The organism is Dolichospermum planctonicum (assembly GCF_005402965.1).
In the GTDB taxonomy this organism is placed as follows: domain Bacteria; phylum Cyanobacteriota; class Cyanobacteriia; order Cyanobacteriales; family Nostocaceae; genus Dolichospermum; species Dolichospermum planctonicum.
In genome coordinates this window covers 15,558-36,691 of sequence record NZ_BJCF01000038.1, presented here as the reverse complement: position 1 = coordinate 36,691, position 21,134 = coordinate 15,558, and the positions used below count along the sequence as shown (strand labels likewise).

15 protein-coding genes are annotated in these 21,134 nt (G+C 37.9%); 10 read left to right on the top strand and 5 right to left on the bottom strand.

Annotation, left to right across the window (positions count from 1 at the left end; all coding sequences use genetic code 11):
* Positions 1-238: 238 nt before the first annotated feature.
* From FFO06_RS15555 to FFO06_RS15545, 3 genes are all read left to right on the top strand, one after another.
* Entirely contained in the window at positions 239-2,977 is a 2,739-nt protein-coding gene (locus FFO06_RS15555) for an amino acid adenylation domain-containing protein (protein ID WP_137908854.1), read from the top strand.
* 84 nt (positions 2,978-3,061) lie between these two features.
* Positions 3,062-4,072, top strand: a complete 1,011-nt coding sequence (locus FFO06_RS15550; RefSeq protein ID WP_137908865.1) for an amidohydrolase family protein — start codon at positions 3,062-3,064, stop codon at positions 4,070-4,072.
* 422 nt (positions 4,073-4,494) lie between these two features.
* Positions 4,495-7,020 (top strand): substrate-binding domain-containing protein, encoded by a 2,526-nt coding sequence (locus tag FFO06_RS15545; protein ID WP_137908853.1) that lies wholly within the window; start codon positions 4,495-4,497, stop codon positions 7,018-7,020.
* A gap of 222 nt (positions 7,021-7,242) precedes the next feature.
* On the opposite strand, the gene groL is transcribed toward FFO06_RS15545, so the two are convergent.
* Complete coding sequence (gene groL / locus FFO06_RS15540) at positions 7,243-8,940, bottom strand: chaperonin GroEL (protein ID WP_137908852.1); 1,698 nt, start codon at positions 8,938-8,940, stop codon at positions 7,243-7,245.
* Between the two features lie 181 nt (positions 8,941-9,121).
* On the opposite strand from groL, the gene FFO06_RS15535 reads away from it, so the two are divergent.
* Positions 9,122-10,204 (top strand): MraY family glycosyltransferase, encoded by a 1,083-nt coding sequence (locus FFO06_RS15535; protein WP_137908851.1) that lies wholly within the window; start codon positions 9,122-9,124, stop codon positions 10,202-10,204.
* A gap of 70 nt (positions 10,205-10,274) precedes the next feature.
* Here the strand turns inward: FFO06_RS15535 and fabG are convergent, their stop codons facing one another.
* Entirely contained in the window at positions 10,275-11,015 is a 741-nt protein-coding gene (fabG, locus tag FFO06_RS15530) for a 3-oxoacyl-[acyl-carrier-protein] reductase (protein ID WP_137908850.1), read from the bottom strand.
* A gap of 225 nt (positions 11,016-11,240) precedes the next feature.
* Here fabG and FFO06_RS15525 point away from each other — a divergent pair, with 225 nt between their 5' ends.
* The gene (locus FFO06_RS15525; RefSeq protein ID WP_137908849.1) at positions 11,241-12,257 is read left to right on the top strand and encodes a sulfate/molybdate ABC transporter ATP-binding protein; all 1,017 of its coding nucleotides are present in this window, start codon (positions 11,241-11,243) and stop codon (positions 12,255-12,257) included.
* 136 nt (positions 12,258-12,393) lie between these two features.
* On the opposite strand, the gene FFO06_RS15520 is transcribed toward FFO06_RS15525, so the two are convergent.
* Positions 12,394-13,389 carry a protochlorophyllide reductase gene (locus FFO06_RS15520; RefSeq protein WP_137908848.1) on the bottom strand — a complete coding sequence of 332 codons (996 nt, stop codon included), beginning with the start codon at positions 13,387-13,389 and terminating at the stop codon, positions 12,394-12,396.
* Between the two features lie 159 nt (positions 13,390-13,548).
* Positions 13,549-15,009 (bottom strand): Asp-tRNA(Asn)/Glu-tRNA(Gln) amidotransferase subunit GatA, encoded by a 1,461-nt coding sequence (gene gatA / locus FFO06_RS15515; RefSeq protein WP_137908847.1) that lies wholly within the window; start codon positions 15,007-15,009, stop codon positions 13,549-13,551.
* A gap of 214 nt (positions 15,010-15,223) precedes the next feature.
* Here gatA and FFO06_RS15510 point away from each other — a divergent pair, with 214 nt between their 5' ends.
* Genes FFO06_RS15510 through FFO06_RS15495 form a run of 5 tightly spaced genes read left to right on the top strand, consistent with a single transcriptional unit; the run spans position 15,224 to position 19,098 of the window.
* Positions 15,224-15,460 carry a ChpI protein gene (locus FFO06_RS15510; protein WP_137908846.1) on the top strand — a complete coding sequence of 79 codons (237 nt, stop codon included), beginning with the start codon at positions 15,224-15,226 and terminating at the stop codon, positions 15,458-15,460.
* Entirely contained in the window at positions 15,460-15,798 is a 339-nt protein-coding gene (locus FFO06_RS15505; protein ID WP_137908845.1) for a type II toxin-antitoxin system PemK/MazF family toxin, read from the top strand. Before FFO06_RS15510 ends, FFO06_RS15505 begins: the two co-directional genes overlap by 1 nt.
* A gap of 45 nt (positions 15,799-15,843) precedes the next feature.
* Positions 15,844-17,523 carry an AIPR family protein gene (locus FFO06_RS15500; protein WP_137908844.1) on the top strand — a complete coding sequence of 560 codons (1,680 nt, stop codon included), beginning with the start codon at positions 15,844-15,846 and terminating at the stop codon, positions 17,521-17,523.
* A gap of 10 nt (positions 17,524-17,533) precedes the next feature.
* Positions 17,534-17,698, top strand: coding sequence for a DUF8639 family protein (locus FFO06_RS21630; protein WP_193847803.1), 165 nt, complete (start codon positions 17,534-17,536; stop codon positions 17,696-17,698).
* 35 nt (positions 17,699-17,733) lie between these two features.
* On the top strand, positions 17,734-19,098 hold the full coding sequence (locus FFO06_RS15495) for a helix-hairpin-helix domain-containing protein (protein ID WP_137908843.1): 1,365 nt from the start codon (positions 17,734-17,736) through the stop codon (positions 19,096-19,098).
* A 22-nt stretch (positions 19,099-19,120) separates the two neighbouring features.
* Here FFO06_RS15495 and FFO06_RS15490 read toward each other — a convergent pair whose 3' ends face one another.
* On the bottom strand, positions 19,121-20,512 hold the full coding sequence (locus tag FFO06_RS15490; protein WP_137908842.1) for a PP2C family protein-serine/threonine phosphatase: 1,392 nt from the start codon (positions 20,510-20,512) through the stop codon (positions 19,121-19,123).
* Positions 20,513-21,134 lie beyond the last annotated feature (622 nt).

Here is a 21,134-nt window from a genome sequence, read left to right as displayed (position 1 = left end):
AGATTTGATGAAACCTGGTCATTAGGTATAGCGGTTTATCATAATTGCTCGTACAATTTATTTTTATAAATCCACATTTTGATTTAAAGGAAGTAAGATAAACGAAAAAGATATAAATTATCATCTAAAATTTCCATTAATACCATCATAGGTTTTAGATTTAAAATCTTCAATGATTGAATCTAAAATCAGCTTAAAAAGCCAGAACTTTACCATAAATCAAGTAGGATATATACCAATGACTAATATTTATCAGACAATTCCTAGTGCAATTTTTCAGCAAAAGTTTGTTTGTAATCGTTTAATTGCAAAACCGGAAGGTTTTATAGATTTTCCTAAGTCAGAGATTGAGCAATCTATTCCTCAACGATTTGAACAACAAGTTAATAAATATCCTCATGCTATTGCTATCAAAACCAATAATCAAATCCTGACCTACAGACAATTAAATGAAAATGCTAATCGGTTAGCAAATACAATTCTCTCCCAAAGAGGAGAACAACCAGAAGTAATTGTCTTATTGCTAGAAAAAGGTGCAGATTTCATTACAAGTATTCTGGGAGTTTTAAAAACAGGTAAAATCTTTGTTCCTTTAGATCCCACATTTCCCGTTGATAGACTTACTTATATTATTGAAGATTCCCAAGCCGTTGCATTCATTACTAATAATTTGAATTTGGATTTAGCCAGGAAATTAGCTAATAATTGTCAATTATTTAATATAGATAATATTAAAGACAATATTAATAGCAATAATTCTCAGAAAAATCCTCTGATTAAAATATCACCAGAAACACTAGCTTATATAATTTACACTAGTGGTTCAACCGGTAAACCTAAAGGAGTAGTGCATAGTCATCGAAATTCTTTACATTACTGCATGAATGATACAAAAACCTTATTAATTAGCCATCAAGATCGTGTAGTTTTCCTCTATTCCTGTAGTGCATTGGGAGGAATATTATGTATTTTCTACACTTTACTTAATGGTGCTAGTCTCTATCCTTTTAATGTCAAAGAGCAGGGATTAACTAATTTAGTAAAATGGCTAATTACATCAGAAATTACTATTTATCATTCCTTTACAACCCTATTTAGACATTTTGTAGAGATCCTGACAGATACAGAACAATTTCCTAAAATTCGTCTAGTTAAATTAGGTGGTGAAGCTACCTTAATTAGAGATGTAGAAAACTACAAAAAGTATTTTTCTGCAAATTGTATTTTATATGCCAGTTTAGGTGCAACAGAAGCAGGAACTTTTTGTAATTTCATAGTTGATAAAAACACGAAAATTGCAAATAGTACCATACCTATGGGCTACCCAGTTCAAGATATGGAAGTTGTCATTTTAGATGAAAATGGCCTAGAAGTTAAAAATGGTAATACTGGAGAAATTGCTCTAAAAAGTGAATATTTAGCTCTGGGTTATTGGCAAAAACCAGAATTAACCCAAACTGTCTTTTTACCAGATATTCAAAATAGTAAAGAAAGAATTTACCGCACTGGTGATTTAGGCTGTATTCAATCTGATGGTTGTTTAGTTCATAAAGGTAGAAAAGATTTTCAGGTAAAAATTAGAGGTTTCCGTATTGAAGTTGCAGAAATTGAAATGGAATTGCTGAAAATTCCTCATCTTCAAGAAGCAGTGGTCGTAGCTACAGAAGATATCCCAGAAAATAAACGTCTCATAGCCTATATTGTTGCCAAAAAACAACCAGCACCTACTACTAAAGAAATCCGACAACATTTACAAAATAAACTACCCGAATATATGCTTCCTAGTGCCTTTATTTTTTTAGATACTTTGCCATTAACACCCAATGGTAAACTAGATAGAAAGGGACTAGCCGCATTTAATTTAATTAAACCCGAAGGGACTGAAAACTTTGTTAAGCCCCAAAATGATATAGAAAGTCAGTTAATCAAAGTTTGGGGAGATTTATTAGGTGTTCAACCCATTGGTGTTCAAGATGATTTTTTTGAATTGGGGGGAAATTCCTTATTAGCAGTGCGATTATTTGCTGATATAGAACATATATTTGCTAAAAAATTGCCCCTAGCAGCTTTGTTTCCGTCAGCTACAATAGCAGCAATAGCCCAAATTATTCACCAAGAAACAGTTTTAGAAAACACTCCCAAAGCCAATTATTCATCCTTAGTGAAAATTCAACCCCACGGGACAAAACCACCCATATTTATGATTCATCCTTTAGGGGGAGAAGTGTTATGTTATCGCAATTTAGCCAGACATTTAGGATTAGAACAACCCTTGTATGGACTCCAACCACAAAAACCAGATCAAAAACGGTTTCCTGTAGTTCGGGTTGAAAACATGGCCTCCCAATATCTTCAAGAAATTCAGACTCTTCAACCTCAAGGACCTTACTTTTTGGGAGGATATTCTTTTGGAGGTATTATTGCTTATGAAATAGCTCAACAACTCCACCGTCAAGGTCAAGAAGTTGCATTTTTAGCTATGTTAGATACCTGTCGTCCCGGTTATAAGCGACGGTTATCATTCCTAAAACGAATTTATTTACATCTTAATTATATCAGACAACGCAGATCTAACTATATTTCTCACAAGGCTAAAAGTTTCTACAAACACACTAAGTTTTATATGAAACAAATTTTTCAACATTACTTACGACTTGTTACTCAGATATTTAATCCCCGGACACCTAAAATAAATAACTATTTACACAGGGATGATATTTATACTCAAGCTATGAATACATATACCTTTCAACCTTATTCAGGTAAAGTAACTCTCTTTCGCACAAAAGATGAAAATCGGACGGATGCTATAGGTATGGAATATGACTCAAAATTTGGTTGGGATGAAATAATAATTGGTGATTTAGATGTTAAATATATTCCCGGATCTCATCTTTCCCTTCTTGATGAACCTAATGTCAGGGTATTGGCCAAACAAATGAAAATCTGTTTGCACAAAGCCCAGAATCTAGAGTAGAATTTTACTCAAAATTGGATGACAAAGAAAATATTGTCTAGGTTTTTGTTACAATTAATTAAGTTTTTACAGCAAAATACCACTATGGCTTTATACGCAGAATTGCATCGGCATCTAGGTGGTTCAGTTGTACCTCGTGTCCTCTGGCGATATTTTCAGCGTCACAATACTGAGTTAATTTCTCCCTTTGCTGAATATCCAGAATTTGAAGATTTTTACACCCGTCCCCGTAATACATTGGATGAGTATCTAGAACTACATACTTTGGTAGAAAGTGTCCAAACGGTGGAAACCTTACCCTACTTTATTTACCGCTTATTGCGCGGTGCTTATATTTTTGAGAATTTGGCTTATTTGGAATTACGTTATACCCCATATTTACGAACTCCTGAACATTTGAGTCAAAATCAGAGAATTGATAAAATGGCGGAAATTGTGGATATTGTCGGTAAATCTAGTCATATCCCCGAATATCCCATTATTACCCGTCAAATCCTCTGTATGCACTCCCGTTTACCTTTCGAGGTAAATCAGGCCATTATTGATTTAGCAGCGCGAAATAGGGAATATGTTTGCGGCATAGACGTGGCAGGAGGCGATCGCTATTATGCTGAAAGGATGGCAGAATGGATACATTTATATAATTATGCCCATTCATTAAATATTAACACCACAGGGCATCTTTATGAAACTCAAGATGGTTGTTATCCAGAATTGCTACCCTATTTAATGCGAATTGGTCATGGTATTCAAATTCCTCTTTTGTATCCTGAATTACTTCCAGAAATTGCTAAAAGAGGACAATGTTTAGAAGTTTGTCCCACAACTTATTTAAAAACAGGCACTTTGCAGGATATTCGTCAGCTAAAATTAGTCTTTGACCGATGTTTTGCAGCAGAAGTTGATATCGCCATTTGTACGGATAATGCCGGGCTGCATAATATGCGTCTACCCTTTGAATATGAAAATCTTTTGACTTACGACATTATTAATTTTCAACAGTTACAAGCTTGTCAAAATGCAGCCTTTCGTCATGCTTTTGCGTGGCCTCATAGTCAACATCCAGCATCTTTGTTAACTGAGATGTTAAAGTAGATATTACCTTGCTCAATTGTCAATTCACCAGTAACAGTTGTTTAATAGCAAGGATAATTAATTTTTTGGCGTTACATAATGCAGGTATGAGTTATGTTTCCCGTCAAGGCGCAAAGTTTGATCTCTTGAATTTTCTTTTAAGTCTAAAGGGTGACTTGAAAAGTATTTTTATTAACCACAAAAGCCTCAAACCCTAACCGGGTTTTCAGGTCTCTCCCATAATCAAAGTTTTTCCCATTCTGTTTTTACTCGGCCTGTTGAGTGGAAGCCACCTCCCGACTCCCGACCCCTTTTTTATTTTCATCACTTGTGTTATTACAGATAAAAATGACTCAAGTTGTATAATTAACCCGTCTGCTCAATCAAACAACTATTTTGAGTATTGGCGAGTAGTCCATTTATTTTAGCTTAATTAGGGATGTATGTGGCAACAACAAAAAAAAGATAGTGTAATTATCAATCTGGCTTTATTAATGTCCATAACTACCAGCCCCATGGTAGCAAGTTTCTTAATTTCCGCACCAGTCCAAGCAGAATCCCAGACTCATACTCCGGCCTTTTCCCTGCCGCAAACGGTAGAAAATGGCACAATAGTTAAAATTGACGGTTCGGCTAACTTTCTCACCCTTAACCAAACCTTAAAAGAAAACTTTGAAAAACAGTTTTCGGGAACTCAGGTAGAAGTTGCTATCAATGGCAATGAAGAGGCATTAAAAGCGATTTTAGATGGTAAAGTTGATCTCGCAGCCCTTGGTCGCCGACTCACCCCAGAAGAAAAAGCACAAGGTTTACAACAAATACTGGTGCGTCGGGAAAAAATCGCTATCATTGTTAGCAACCATAATCCCTTTCAAGGTGGCTTAACTACTGAACAGTTGGCGAAAATTTTCCGAGGGGAAATTACAGACTGGTCACAAGTGGGGAATGCTCAAGGTAAAATTAGATTGATAGATCATCCCGACCATAGTGATACTCGTGCTTCCTTGAGCGAATATCCAGCATTTAAATCCGGCCAATTTGCTAACGGAAATGCTGTACAAATGCTAGACGATAATACAGCCAATATAATTAAAGAATTAGGTGATGATGGCATTAGCTATGTTTTAGCAAATCAGGTTTCTAAATTGCCTGCGGTGCGAGTCTTGAAAATACAGGACTTCTCACCAGACACTGTGGAATATCCTTTTTACCAGCCTTTTGTCTACGTTTATCAACAAAATCCCAGTCCAAAAGTTAAGGATTTTCTCGGATTTATTTTAGCTAAACCCGGACAGGAATCTATAAAAGCTGCTAGACAAGCAGAAGCACTTGCTATTATGTCGAGTCAATTACAAACTGTTACCACTCCTACCCTAACCTCGACAGAAATCTCAACAGCAACCCCAACAGCAACTTCTACAATTGATCAAAATCCATCTTTATCACCTATTCCCACAAGCCCCGCTACAGAGCAACCTATAGAAACTGGGGGTGAAATACAGTTGGTAAATCCCTTTAGTGACCCTTCAATGCTCACTAAAAATATCGGGTTTTTGCTGCTATTACCCTTATTTTTGATTGTTGGTTTAATTAGTTGTTTACCTTTGTTGTGGGGAAGAAAAAAGCGATCGCTAAATGCAACAACTGAATCAAATTCAAATATATTAGATTCAGAAGATTTAGAGGATGACTACCTCTTTCAAGAAGCAACCAAGGAAACCCTAGACGCAGCTATCCCACCAACTACAACTAACAATCATAATGGACTCAACGGTAATCACTCTCAAGAGGACATTTTTCCACAAGCAACAGCAGCAAATAATCTAGCTCTCACCCAGACAATTTCCCCAAAGGATCAGATAAAGGAAATTAATGAACTTGATTTAGACTATAATGGCACAATGTGGGATACAGAAGCTCCTGTGATTGTCGTCAATAATCATTATCCACCAATCCCAAGTATTCATCACGATCTAATTGACTCAGACATACCCATAGATGAATTTACCAATTCTCTACTAGAAACATCCGAACCACTAACATCAACATCATCTGATCAAAAGACCATATCTTTATCAGAATTGCTCAATAGACCTCCTGCTTCAATTAGAGAAGATAAATATATCTCTTTATCAGAATTACTCGGTATATCCTTTCCACCAAATCACCAATCACCACCCGATCAAAATTTATTATCCGATTTACCATTAAATCTGGAAGAGGCTTTAAATTCGATCACCAATGACATTGAACCCAATATACCTGAGATAGCAGAAGAAATATTACCGACTCCATTCCCTTCTACAACCACAGATGAAAACATCGCAATGGAGTTAGATGCAGAAATAGCAGCTTGGACTACTATTAACCAAATCAATGCTGATGAAAATACCAGAATTATCTTCACACCCCGCACTCCCAAATGGGCTTATGTATCTTGGTATATTTCTGATAGCGATAAGTTGAAACAAGCCATAAATCATCAAAAGATGTTAAAGAATCAAGGATTTATGACTTTGGCTGTACGTCTCTATGATGTTACTAACCTTGACCTTAGCTATCAGTTTCCTGAATTGGTGCAACAATACGAATGTGAAACCGCAATTCATGATTGTTATATACCTATTCCCAAAGGTGAACGTGATTACATGACAGAAATTGGTTATTTAATTAATGATCATCAGTGGTTATGTCTGGCTCGTTCTGGTACAGTTCACGTCTTCAGTAGTCCTAGTACAGATTTCTGGTTTGTCGTTGATACCGAATTAGTGATTTATGGTGCAACAAAACAAGATGCAATTGTCACTATTGATGGTCAAAATGTCAAACTCAATGCTGATGGTACATTTAAGGTATCTCTTCCTTTTGTGGATAATTTGGTTGATTATCAAATGACTGCTACTTCTGCTAATGAAGAAAATACTAAAACTATTTACCAAAAGTTTTTTCAGGAACAGAAAGAGAATTAATGGCAATATTACCTATTTATAGCTGTAGCCATCAAGATTAAGACATAAACCATAATGACCAGACTTGATAGTAAAGACTGCCCAGCAAAAGTGGTGGAAGCAGCGTCCTAATTAACCTAGCTACAGCTATAGCCAAAAAATTAGTTAAAAAACCACCCCTCAGCACTCTAGGGGTGGGTAACTCATCAATTACATAAATTATGGATTTGGGACAGTATCAAATTAGAACATACCCATACCACCCATACCACCCATACCACCCATACCGCCCATACCACCCATACCACCCATACCACCCATACCACCCATACCGCCCATACCGGCATCAGGGGCAGCGGCTTGTTTCTCAGGTTTTTCGGCGATAATAGCTTCAGTGGTGAGTACCATACCGGCAATAGAAGCGGCATTTTGTAAAGCAGAACGAACCACTTTGGCAGGATCAATGATACCAGCAGCAATTAAGTCTTCAAATTCCCCAGTCGCTGCGTTATAGCCGATATTTAAGTCAGTTTCCCGGACTCTGGCCACAATTACAGAACCTTCTACTCCGGCATTGTCTGCAATTTGTCGCAGGGGTGCTTCTAAGGCTTTTTGGACGATATCAGCGCCAATTCTTTCTTCAGGGGAGAGTTTGGCTTTAATTTCATCTACCTTACTAGATAGATGAATCAATGTTGTACCACCACCGGGAACAATACCTTCTTCTACAGCTGCTTTAGTGGCATTAAGTGCGTCCTCAATTCGTAGTTTTCTGTCCTTGAGTTCGGTTTCTGTGGCTGCACCAACTTTAATCACAGCAATACCACCAGCTAACTTAGCAATGCGTTCTTGCAGTTTTTCGGTATCATAATCGGAATCAGTTTCTGCCAACTGTTTCCGAATTTGAGCAATTCGTTTTTGGATTTCTGGTTTAACAGTGCTACCAGCGACAATTGTAGTGTTTTCTTTGTCAATGTTGATTTTTACAGCAGTTCCCAACATTTCCAAGGTAGCGGTGTCTAAGCTTAAACCAATTTCCTCAGAAATTAATTGCCCATCGGTGAGAATAGCAATATCTTCTAGCATAGCCTTACGGCGATCGCCAAAACCAGGGGCTTTAATGGCAGCTACAGCCAACACACCACGAGATTTATTCACAACCAGAGTTGCTAAAGCATCACCATCTACATCTTCAGCAATAATTAGTAAAGGTTGACCTAAACGGGCAACTTTTTCTAAAATAGGTACTAAATCTTGGATGCTGCTGATTTTTTTATCAGTAATCAGGATGCGGGCATTTTCAAATGCTACTGTCATCCGTTCGTTGTTGGTGATGAAGTAGGGAGAAATATAACCCCTATCAATCTGCATCCCTTCAACTACTTCTAGTTCAGTAGTCAGGGATTTAGATTCTTCCACAGTAATGACACCATCTTTGGTTACTTTCTCCATGGCCAATGCCAGCATATTGCCAACTTCAGCATCATTACCAGCGGAAACTGTGGCAACTTGAGCAATAGCACTTCCTTCTACTGGTCTAGAAATTTTGGCAATTTCTGCTACCAGTCCCTCAACGGTTTTATCAATACCCCGTTTCAAACTCATGGGATTTGTTCCCGCTGCAACATTCTTTAAACCTTCCTTAATCAAGGCTTGTGCTATAACTGTGGCAGTGGTAGTGCCATCGCCAGCTATATCTTTAGTTTTCGATGCTACTTCCTGAATCAATCTAGCACCAGTATTTTCTAAAGGATCTTCTAATTCAATTTCTTTGGCAACAGTAATACCATCGTTAACAATTTGGGGAATACCAAATTTTTTTTCCAATAGAACGTTCCGTCCTTTTGGACCCAAAGTGATCTTCACCGCATCTGCTAGGGTGTTAATACCCTTTTCTAAAGCACGCCGTGATTCTTCCTTAAATGCAATAACCTTGGCCATGTTTTATTTCTCTATATACTTCCATTAGACAATTTAGCACTCACTGACCAAGAGTGCTAATCCCTTTGCACAATTTATTTTATTTCACAATTTAGATGCACAATCAAAATCCCAAAATACATTACCATTAGCAGTTGATACTAATATTTAACTATAAAACCCATGATTGTCTTGGGAGCAGATGAATCTAGAAAACTTCCTTATATCCCTTGGCATTGCTAAACCTAGCGGCTCCGGCTGGTTAGCTGTAGTGTTTACATTTCTATTAGCTTCAGGTGTCACCTGGTTTTTAATTCCCACAATTCGCAAATTTGCCTTAGAGGTAGGTTGGGCAGACCAACCCAATGCCCGACGACTGAATCAAGAACCTTTACCTAATGCCGGCGGTTTGGCAATTTATGCGGGTGTAATTGCGGCTTTGGTCTTAGCTAGTCTCTTGCGGCCAATTGAAATCCAGGGGGTTTTGGCTCAAGTCTTAACCATTCTCCTGGGTGGTTCTATTTTAGTTCTGGTTGGCTTTATTGATGACCAATTTGGACTACCTCCTTCTGTGCGGTTATGGGCTCAGGTGACGACAGCACTTTTGTTAGTTGGTAACGGTATCAGTATTAAAGTTATCTTTGGTACACCAGTTGATTCTCTCTTATCTATGGCCTTAACTGTACTGTGGGTAGTAGGAATCACTAATGCCATTAACCTCATGGACGGTATGGATGGTTTAGCTGGTGGTATCAGTTTTATTACTGCTATTAGTTTATTAGGAGTTTCTGCTCAGTTTGATAATCGCGCTGCTGCTACTTTAGTTCTAGCGGCTTTGGGAGGGGCTGCCTTGGGCTTTTTACGCCATAATTTTTACCCCTCACACATCATTATGGGTGATGCTGGAGCATACTTTTTTGGTTATGTTTTAGCGGCAACCAGTATCTTGGGTAAACTCCAACTAAATACTGTTTACGCCCTCATACCTACAGTTTTATTTTTACTGTTACCAGTTATTGACACTACTCAAGTGTTTATACGCCGGATCATGGCCGGAAAAAACCCTTTGAGTACACCTGGTAAGGATCACCTGCACCACCGTTTGCTGGCTTGGGGACTATCCCAACGCAATGCGGCTTTTATCTTATGGTCTATTACTTTGGGCTGTAATTTGCTGGCTATGAAAGTCCAGGGCATGACTTTATCTGTGATCCTGGCGACTGCTGCCAGTATTATCTTACTGTTAGGCTTTACTGTTTGGCAAAGAATACTCAATAATCAATGAAAATGATTATAAGCATAGATCCCTAACTTCTCCAAGGGGTCAGAGATCTGTGTATTTTAGTATGATCAAACTACATCACCATGCCACCGTCAACGTTAAATACTTGTCCAGTGATGTAGGCTGCTGCGGGATCAGATGCTAAGAATCTTACCATACCTGCAATTTCTTCCGGTTGACCAAAACGCCCCAGAGGAATATATTGTAAGATTCCTTCGGCTTTAATATCGCTGGTCATATCAGTGATAATAAAACCCGGAGCAACCGCATTTACAGTAATTCCACGGGAAGAAAGTTCTTTGGCTACGGTTTTGGTAAAACCAATCACACCTGCTTTGGCGGCACTGTAATTGGCTTGTCCAGGATTGCCCATTTGTCCAGCTACGGAAGCAATATTAATAATCCGCCCTGAACGTTGTTTAAGCATAATTTTACTGACTGCTTTTGTACATAAAAATACGCCAGTTAAATTAATGTCTATCACTGCTTGCCATTCTTCTAATTTCATTCTTAGCAGCAGGGTATCACGAGTAATTCCGGCGTTATTAACTAGGATATCCACTCGCTGGAACTTTTCTAAGGTGGTTTTAATCAGTGTATCTACTTGATTTTCTTGAGAAACATCTCCTTGAATAGCAACCGCTTCACCTCCGGCTGCGGTAATTTCTGCTACTACTTGATCAGCAGCTGTGCTAGAACTAGTGTAGTTAACAACTACTTTTGCACCTTCAAAGGCTAATTGTAAAGCGATCGCTCTGCCAATTCCTCTTGATGCACCCGTGACAATTGCTACCTGATCTTTTAATAAACTCATCTCATTTTCCTCAATCTTTGGAGATACCGCGCTCATTATTTTATGGTAATTTGGTGAGGAGATCAGATATTTTCTGAATCCATTATCTTTCATCCCCTCTGAAAAACAGACTCAAGATCTTTTCATTTACAAATTTTAATAACAACACGGCAAATATTTATGATATAAGTAAAGTACGGTATTCCTACTTAAAAACCGTAGATTATTTGCAGAGGTGTAGCACCAGTGGGTATAATAGTAGAAAACGTCTCTAAACAATTTGGTAGTTTCCAGGCCGTTACACAGGTAAATCTGGAAATTCAAAGTGGTTCTCTCGTGGCTTTGTTAGGTCCATCTGGATCTGGTAAATCTACTTTATTGCGGTTAATCTCTGGTTTGGAAATGCCAGATACAGGTAAAATTATTCTGACAGGGAAAGATGCTACTTATCAAAGTGTGCAAGAACGAAATATTGGCTTTGTCTTTCAACACTATGCTCTATTTAAACATTTAACTGTTCGTAAAAACATCGCCTTTGGTTTGGAAATTCGCAAAGCTCCGCAAAAGAAAATTCAAGGTAAAGTAGAACAGCTACTGGAATTAGTACAATTAAGCGGATTAGGCGATCGCTATCCTTCGCAATTGTCTGGGGGACAAAGACAACGGGTAGCATTAGCTAGAGCATTGGCTGTAGAACCCAATGTACTATTATTAGACGAACCTTTTGGCGCACTTGATGCTAAAGTCCGTAAAGACTTACGAGCTTGGTTGCGTCGTCTACATGATGAAGTTCATGTTACCACAGTTTTTGTTACCCATGACCAAGAAGAAGCAATGGAAGTTGCTGATGAACTTGTAGTTATGAATAAAGGTAAAGTTGAACAGGTAGGAACACCAGCACAAATTTATGATCATCCTGCTTCCGCATTTGTCATGAGTTTTATCGGTCCTGTGAATATATTACCTAGTTCTGCTAAAATCTTCCAAAGTAGTGGATTTGAGTCAACACATCCAGAAACATTTTTGCGTCCTCAAGATATCATCATTGAAACAGTTGCTAATGGGACCACAGTACCAGCTATAGTTAGCAGAATCATTCATTTAGGTTGGGAAATTCAAGTAGAATTAACCTTAGATGATGGACAAATGATGACAGCCCATTTAACACGGGAACGGTTTGATGAATTAAAGTTAGAACCACAAGAAAAAGTTTATGTCAAGCCTAAAGAGGCTAAATCTTTTCCCCTTTATTATTCAATATAAAAAGAGAGAATGTAAAGCCAAAGATTAGTAATGTAAGGCAAGCAAATAGTAATGTAAAGCCAACGATCAGTAATGGATCATAAATAATTGACAATTGACAACTGTAAATTATCAATTATCAACTATCAATTAGTAATTAGATGAGAGATTTTGCCTTTTCAGACTCTTTTCCTAAACCAACCAACTGAGTGCTAAGTTCCCACATTCGTTTGCCTTTTTCGTCATCTCGTGCTTGGGGAGAAACTTTCTGTACAAAAGATGTTCTATCCTTCTTTTGACGATTTCCCCAACTCCAATAAATACCAGATTGCTTGTATTCAGGGTCAGCTACTACCATAGCAACACGTTCTCCTGATAATTCCTCAGAGACAAATCCCCCAGTAATATATTTTTGGAACAGAGGGAAAAGTTTTTGAAACTGAGGGTAATGATTACGGAATAAAGCCGTTGTGGCTACACAACCAGGATAGAGAGAACTGAAAGTAATACCAGTTTTTTCATGAAAACGGTTATGTAGTTCGCGCATAGTTAGCACATTGCATACCTTACTATCTTTGTAAGCCTTGACTGGTTCAAACTTCTTACCGTTAATCATTGTAATTGGGTCTTGGAAACCTGCTGCAAAACCCTCAAAATTACCCAAATCTGGACGAGGGGGAATTTTGCCACCCAATTCATCTGGGTTATGGGTAACAGTTCCTAGAATTGCTAATCTTTTATCAGTGGCAGATGACTTTTGCAAATCTGGTAACATGAGATTACACAGTAGGAAATGTCCCAGGTGATTTGTAGTGACAGTTAATTCATATCCTTCGGGAGAAAATAAAGGCTCTTTGATTAAAGGCATATAAATAGCAGCATTGCAAACTAAAGCCTCTAAACTTCTACCAGTAGCCCTAAAATTGTTGACAAATTGTCGAACGCTTTCTAAAGAGCCTAAATCAATGTGCATGAGTGTGTAGCTATTTGCAGGTATTTCCACGCTTTTAGCAGCTTTTTCGGCTTTGATTAAATCACGACAAGCCATAATAACGTGCCATTGTCCTCTATTAGCGAGAGCCTTTGCTGCTTGTAAACCTACTCCTGAAGAAGCACCTGTAATGATTACGGTTGACTGACGATTTTGTTCCATTTGTTTATATTGCTTCGATGATTGTTGAGTTTAAAAAAACAGTGTATATGATCTTGATGATCTCATACTTTTGAAATTTCTATGGTAATGAGTAATTGGTAATGGGTAATGGGTAATTGGTAATTGGTAATGAGTAATGGGTAATTGGTAACTGACAAATTAAACAATTTTTGGTTTTTGTAAATGCCAATTAGTTGATTGTTCATAAGCATAAGCTACTTGGAAAAGTTGCTCCTCTCCCAAAGCTTTGCCAACTATTTGTAGCCCAATTGGTAAACCTTGACTATCAAAACCACAAGGTAAACTAATCCCTGGTAAACCAGCTAAATTAGCGGGAATAGTCATTAAATCATTCAAATACATACTCAAAGGATCGGTAGTTTTTTCTCCGGCTGTAAATGCGGTAGTGGGTGCAGTGGGAGAAATTAAAACATCTACTATTTCAAAAGCTTTTTCAAAGTCTTGTTTAATTAAAGTGCGGACTTTTTGCGCTTTCAAATAATAGGCATCATAATAACCAGCGGAAAGGGCATAAGTGCCAATCATAATCCGGCGTTTGACTTCCGCTCCAAAGCCTTGAGAACGAGTCCGGGTATACATTGATAAAAGATTGTCCGCATCAGGAGAACGTAAACCATATTTAACGCCATCGTAACGGGCTAAATTAGCTGAGGCTTCCGAGGGGGCGATAATGTAGTAGGTTGGTAAACCATAGCGAAAACTGGGACAGGAAATAGGATGAATTTCTGCACCTAATTCTTGTAGTTGTTCAATAGCTTTAGTGACAGCAGCTTCTACTTGAGGATCTAAACCTGCACCAAAGGTTTCTGTAATTACACCAATTCTCAATTTTTTGCCAACTTTGAGATCCGGTTTTAAACTAGCTGCATAGTTAGGAATTGGGACTTTGAGACTAGTAGAATCTTGGGGATCATAACCTGCGATCGCACTCAATAATATAGCTGCATCTTCTACACTGCGTCCAAATGGTCCAATTTGGTCGAGAGAAGAAGCATAGGCCACCAAACCATAACGGGAAACTAAGCCATAGGTCGGTTTCATCCCTACGACACCGCAGAAAGACGCAGGTTGACGAATTGAACCTCCGGTATCAGAACCCAGAGAAACCACACATTCATCTGCTGCTACTGCTGCGGCTGAACCACCGGAAGAACCACCGGGAACACGGGATAAATCCCAAGGATTAGCGGTAACTTGATAAGCGGAGTTTTCTGTAGAACTCCCCATAGCGAACTCATCTAAATTAGTTTTACCTACCATGACACCCCCAGCGTCAGCTAGTTTTTGGGTGACGGTAGATTCGTAAGGGGGGACAAAATTTTCTAAAATCCGCGAAGCGCAGGTGGTGACAATCCCTTTTGTACATAAGTTATCTTTAATGCCGATGGGAATCCCCGCTAACAGTCCAATTTCTTCTCCCGCAGCGACTACTGCATCCACAGCACGAGCTTGTTTTAAGGCTTGTTCTGTCGTGACAGTGAGGAAACTGTGCAGTTTTGGTTCTAACTCTTGAATCCGATTTAATGCTTCTTGGGTAATTTCAACAGCAGAACGTTCTTTAGTGATTATCTGTTCGTGCAATTCGCGGATGGATGCCATAATTGTTATCTTTAAGGAATCAAGTCATTGATTTTAGCATTTCCAGGGCTGGGGATTGGGGAATTTGCGTCTCTACAGTAGATTTTTTGCCCCTCACCCAGAGGTGCAGAGACGCAAAGAGAGTTTTGAGAGTTTAGTTATAGTCCTAAAGCGATTATTGCCATAATTACAAAAAGTTGCTAACATTAAGGTATAACTAAAGTTATACCAAGTTATGAAAACAGCAATTTCCATTCCTGACCCTCTTTTTGAAGCTGCTGAACAATTTGCAAAACATAAAGGCTTATCCCGTAGTCAGCTTTATGCTGTAGCACTTCAAGAGTATTTGCGATCGCATAAACCGGATCAAATTACTGAACAGTTAGATGCTGTATATGCCGATGAAGATAGCAGTCTTGATCCATTGTTTGTCAGTCTACAAGCCCATACAATATCAGAGGAAAATTGGTGATGCAGCGAGGTGAAATTTGGTGGGCAGAACTGCCCATACCTGTTGCTTCTGAACCAGGATATCGTAGACCTGTTTTGATTATTCAATCAGATGAGTTTAATAGGAGTCGAATTAGAACTGTGATTGCTGCTGTTCTCACAACTAATCTGCGATTGGCCCAAGCTCCAGGAAATATTTTACTAACAACAGATGAAACTGGTTTATCCCAAGATTCCGTTGTGAATGTTTCCCAAGTAATTACTGTGGATAAGTCATTTTTAATAGAGCAGGTAGGACAGGTAGATAATAGCGCAATGTTGCTTATTAATGAAGGTCTTCGTTTAGTTCTAGCTTTATAGTCAGATTATTAGTAAACTATCAAGTCACTCTCTCAACTACAAATCATGAATATTAATGCCTCTATTATTGATCAACGTTTGCAATCAGTGACTGATGCCATTCGACAACGGGCTGCTGAAGAATTAAATATTAATGATGCCGGTAAACTTAAATCCTTAGCATTTGTATATTTTTGTGTGCAAACAATTCTGGATTTAGAAGACTCTAATACCTTTGATTGTTTGACCGAAGGTGGTGGAGATTTTGGTGTGGATGCTATGCACATTTCTGAAGAATATGATGGTGAGTTTACAGTCAGTTTATTTCAGGTAAAGTATGTAAATAATCTAGAAGGTAAGACTAATTTTCCTGAAAATGGCATCACGGCTCTCATTAATGCGATTCGATTTTTGTTTGATCCCACTGCAAAATTAGAGCATATTAATCAACGCTTACTTGCGAAAGTAGAAGAAGCCCGGAGTTTAATTCGGGATGGATATATTCCCCAGGTGCGGGCATTAGCTTGTAATAATGGCATAAAATGGAACGCGTCATCTCAAGAAGCAATTGATCGATCTGGATTCGGTGATCAGGTGACATGGGAACACATCAATCATGAACATCTGATCAAAATTCTGCAAGCTTCCAAACCAGTTAAAGATACTTTACAACTAAGTGGCAAAGCTGTAGTTGAAGATATGAATTTCAGTCGGGTGCTGGTGGGCAGAATTTCCATAACTGAAATTGCGGCTTTGATTGAGCGACACGGAGAACGCTTGTTAGAACGCAATATCCGCCGTTATTTAGGGCTGCAAGGCAACCGGGTCAATGAGGGTATTCGGGACACTTTAAACAGCGATGAAAAAAACAATTTCTATTTTTATAATAATGGCATTACTTTAACTTGCGACAGTTTTTCCTATAACGCGCTGCAAAATGGTGATTATCAGGTACGAGTTGAGAACCTACAAATTATTAATGGTGGTCAAACCTGTATGACCATTTTTAAAACTCTTCAGCAGCCAAATTTCTGCCGACAAAATACTGAAGCTTATGTTTTAGTTCGGCTTTATCAATTACCTACTGATAATGATGATTTAGTCCAAAAAATTACTTATGCTACCAATAGTCAAAACCCGGTGGATCTGTATGACCTGCGAGCCAATGATGAGCGACAGCAACGGCTGGAAATGGATATCCAACAATTGGGATTTAACTACCGCCGCAAACGCTCTGATACAGCCACTAAATCCACAGATATTACTTCGGGTGTAGCGGCTGAGGCGATACTAGCGGTTTGGCGACAAAAGCCTCATCAAGCTAAGTTTTTCACTCGTGAGCATTTTGGTAAACTGTATAATGTAATTTTTACTGAGCAGTTGAATGGCGCACAAGTCGTAATCGCTGTACAGTTGTATAGAATTGCTGAAAAGCAACGCAAACAACCAAACCCAAATGATCCTGCTTGTGTCCGTTATGCTTCGTGCTTTATTGCTATGCAAATGGGGCGAAGACTTCTCAAAAAAATGAATCTACAAATGAAGGAAATTGACCACCGTAATTTTGAAGATGTAACTCAGTTGATTAATCAAAATGGGGATAATTATTTCCATGATTCAGTGCGAGATGTTCAAAAGGCACTTCAGGTGCTTTACGGAAGCCAGGAAATTTCTTTACAACAACTTTCTGCCACTTTCCGACGCGGTGATTTAATAGAGAAACTTCAGCAGATGGAAATTCATTAAATATATTCCTATGAATGACAAACTCCAGACCGAAAAAGACAATCTACAAGAAAACACTAATGTGGAAATAAGTCAAGAACCAGAAACCGAAAAAGTTTTATGTTCCCATTGTCAACGCACTGCTACAAATGGTATTAAATGTAAAGGCATTTGTGTGGCTGATAATGACTATTAAGGTGTAAATAAACAAATTTAGAAAAACTAAGTAACATGATTAAAATAATTTCCCGGAAATATGTCGGTCAAGCCAATGTTTATGATATTGGTGTAGAAAATGACCATAATTTTGTGATCAAAAATGGTTTTGTCGCTGCTAATTGTTTCAATAAATCTCACTCCACTGCTTACGCTTACGTCACTTATCAAACATCATATTTAAAAGCAAATTATCCATTGGAATATATGGCCGCGCTGTTAACTGCTAATAGTGGTGATACTGACAAGGTACGGAAGTATCTTGATAATTGCTCTAATATGGGTATTGTTATTGATCCACCTGATGTTAATCGCTCTGGTTTAGATTTTACTCCCATAGATGACAAAATTTTATTTGGATTTTCGGCTGTACGAAATGTGGGACAAAATGCGATCGCCTCAATTTTAGAAGCAAGAGAACAATCAGGAAAATTAGTCCCATTTAAATCTCTCGCGGATTTTTGCGACCGTGTTGATTTACGAGCTATGAACCGACGTACTTTAGAATCACTAATTAACTGCGGCGCTTTTGATAAAATTGAACCTAACCGCAACCAATTAATCCATGATTCGGAATTAGTTTATGAGTGGGCCCAATCCCGTGCTAAAGATAAGGCTAGTGGACAGGGAAGCATTTTTGATTTATTAGGAAGTGGATTTGCAGGTAATAATAATCTAGTTCAAAAAAACACTTTTGAATCTGCTCCGAAAGCTCCTCCTGTTAATGATTTACCACCTCAAGAAAAATTACGAATGGAAAAGGAATTATTAGGATTTTATTTATCAGACCATCCTCTCAAATCTATCAGACAATCATCGTCAGTCCTTGCACCAATTAATTTAGCACAACTGGGTGAACAAAAGGATGATTCTATCCTTTGTGCGGTAGTAATGTTGAATAATGTTAAAAAAGTAATGACAAAAAAGGGTGAACCAATGGCAATTTTGCAAGTTGAAGATTTATCTGCTGCTACGGAAGCTATTGTTTTTCCTAAAACTTATGAACGCATTAGTTCTATACTGGCAGTTGATGCTAGATTAATTATTTGGGGTAAGGTAGATCGTCGTGACGAACAAAGTCAATTTATTCTGGAAGATGCAGAAACTGTAGAAATGGTAAAAATGATTTTATTGGAACTTAGTCCACAACAAGCGGGGACTATTGAAGAACAACATCGTCTAAATACAATTCTTAAGGCCCAAGCTGGAGATAAGGATAATAAATCAAAAGTACCAGTAATTGGCATTGTTCAAGCAGGAAATCATCGAGAAATTGTCCGGTTTGGTAGACAGTTTTGGGTACAAGATTCGGGAACAGCATTGCAAGCATTACAAAATGCTAATTTTCACGCTGATATTAAACAATTAACTAGTGGTTAAGCATAAACATAAATTTGAGTGATTACACAATTTGCAAAACAACCAATGTCATATCATCTGTATTTTGTCTATCAGTGCCGATAAATTTCTCAACTTGATCAAATAGATATTCAACAATTTCTTGAGGACTATTACAATACTTACAAGCTGTTCTAAAGGATGTAATAAAATTATCTTCATCAAAGCGATCGCCTCCAGCCGCCGCCGCATCAGTCAAACCATCAGTATAATAAATAACTGTATCCCCAACTTCTAACTGGGCTTGAGCGTCTTCATATTCACTATTAGCGTCTAAACCAATTAACATTCCCAAGGTATCCAAACGGGTGACGGTCTTTGTCGCTGCGTGCCACCACAAAGGCGGATTGTGGGCTGCATTACTATAAGATAAAATCCGCGTTTGCGGGTCATATTCTGAATAAAACATAGTTACAAAGCGGTGGGAATTTTCTAAATCCGCATACATAACACGATTCAAATTTTGCAAAATTCCGGCTGGAGTGTTACCGTGTAATACTTCACCCCTTAACATTCCCCGCAACATGGTCATAATTAAACCTGCGGGGACACCCTTACCCATAACGTCCCCAATTACCAAACCCCAACTAGCATTTTCTGATATCATGCGTGGCGTAGCTGTAGGTTGTTGTGGGTTGGGTTTAGTAGGAATAAAATCATAATAATCACCACCGACGCGATTAGCTGGTTTACAACGTGCTGCTATAGACAAACCAGGAATATTGGGACATTGACGCGGTAAAAGTCGGCGTTGAATTTCCGCACCAATTTCTAATTCTTGATCTAAACGTTCTTTTTTTCTTAATTCTACAGCTAGTTCATCATTGTCAATGGCAACTGCTGTTTGGTCGGCTACTAACCGGACTAATTTCTGTCTAGTTTCTGTCCAACTATATTCAGGATCACGACTGAGAACATAAAGCCAACCTCGTTCTGTATTTTTAACTAAAATGGCTGTACCAAAGATTTGGACATCAGCACCCAGATAACGGTGCATTTGTTCATCTAAAATACCTGTAGATATAGTTGGAGGAACGGAATGATTTAAAAGGGTAATTTGACTACTAGCAGTTTCTAGGGCTTTTCTAATATTTTTTCTTTGTTGACTGTCTTGCCAATGTAATTGTTCTAATCTAATTTGTCCATTGGGTTTATAAAGAAAAAGTGCGCTACCTTCTCCATCTGTCACTTTTGTGGCCATAAGAGGAATCAATTCTAAAAACTGATTTAAATTATGGAAGCTTCTGAGAGCAAATCCTAAAGAACCCAACAAGTCTTGAATTTTATTTTGTTCTCGATGTAGCCTGGCCACGAGTTCCTTAAGTGCCACCACAGGAGTGACATCTGTTGTGGCACTGTTATTACTATCAGTAGGATGAGGTGGAAATTGTGACACAGGTTAATATTGCAATTGATAATACCAAATTTGTGGTTATTTCTAAATACTCTTTTTTGATAAATTGTTAAATTATATTGGCTGAGATTCGTTATTTTAGCAAGAGTAGAAGCAGGGTAGGACGGAATTTCTTGTGGTTGATGATTAATCTTCTGATTTTGTCAAAAATATTTCTTTGGTAATCAGTATTAATCAGAGGCTTCCAATTTTTTCATAACTGAATTAGCCATTCATATATCTTGAGAAATATAAAGTTGATCATCAATAAAATTACCTCTATTTCTTACAGGGTAGATATTAGTAATCATCAAACCAAAAACCATATAGATTTATGGTCAGTTAATTGATGATTTTTGGGTAGTTGGGTTTTTGTGAAAAACAGAGTTGTCATCATGCTTTTAACCTATATACCACAAATTTTGGCAATATTTCCGCAGATAGATTTCTTTTATGAAAAAATTCTCTTTTTTTTCCATAAATACGTAAGTTTTAGGTAACATAGATAAAACTAATTTACGCAATTTAAGGACTTCGACGCTAACACCAACCCCATTTGTCTAGATCACACTAAAATATCCGGTACGTTCCTGAAATTACAATAAGTGACTTAACTGTAATTTTA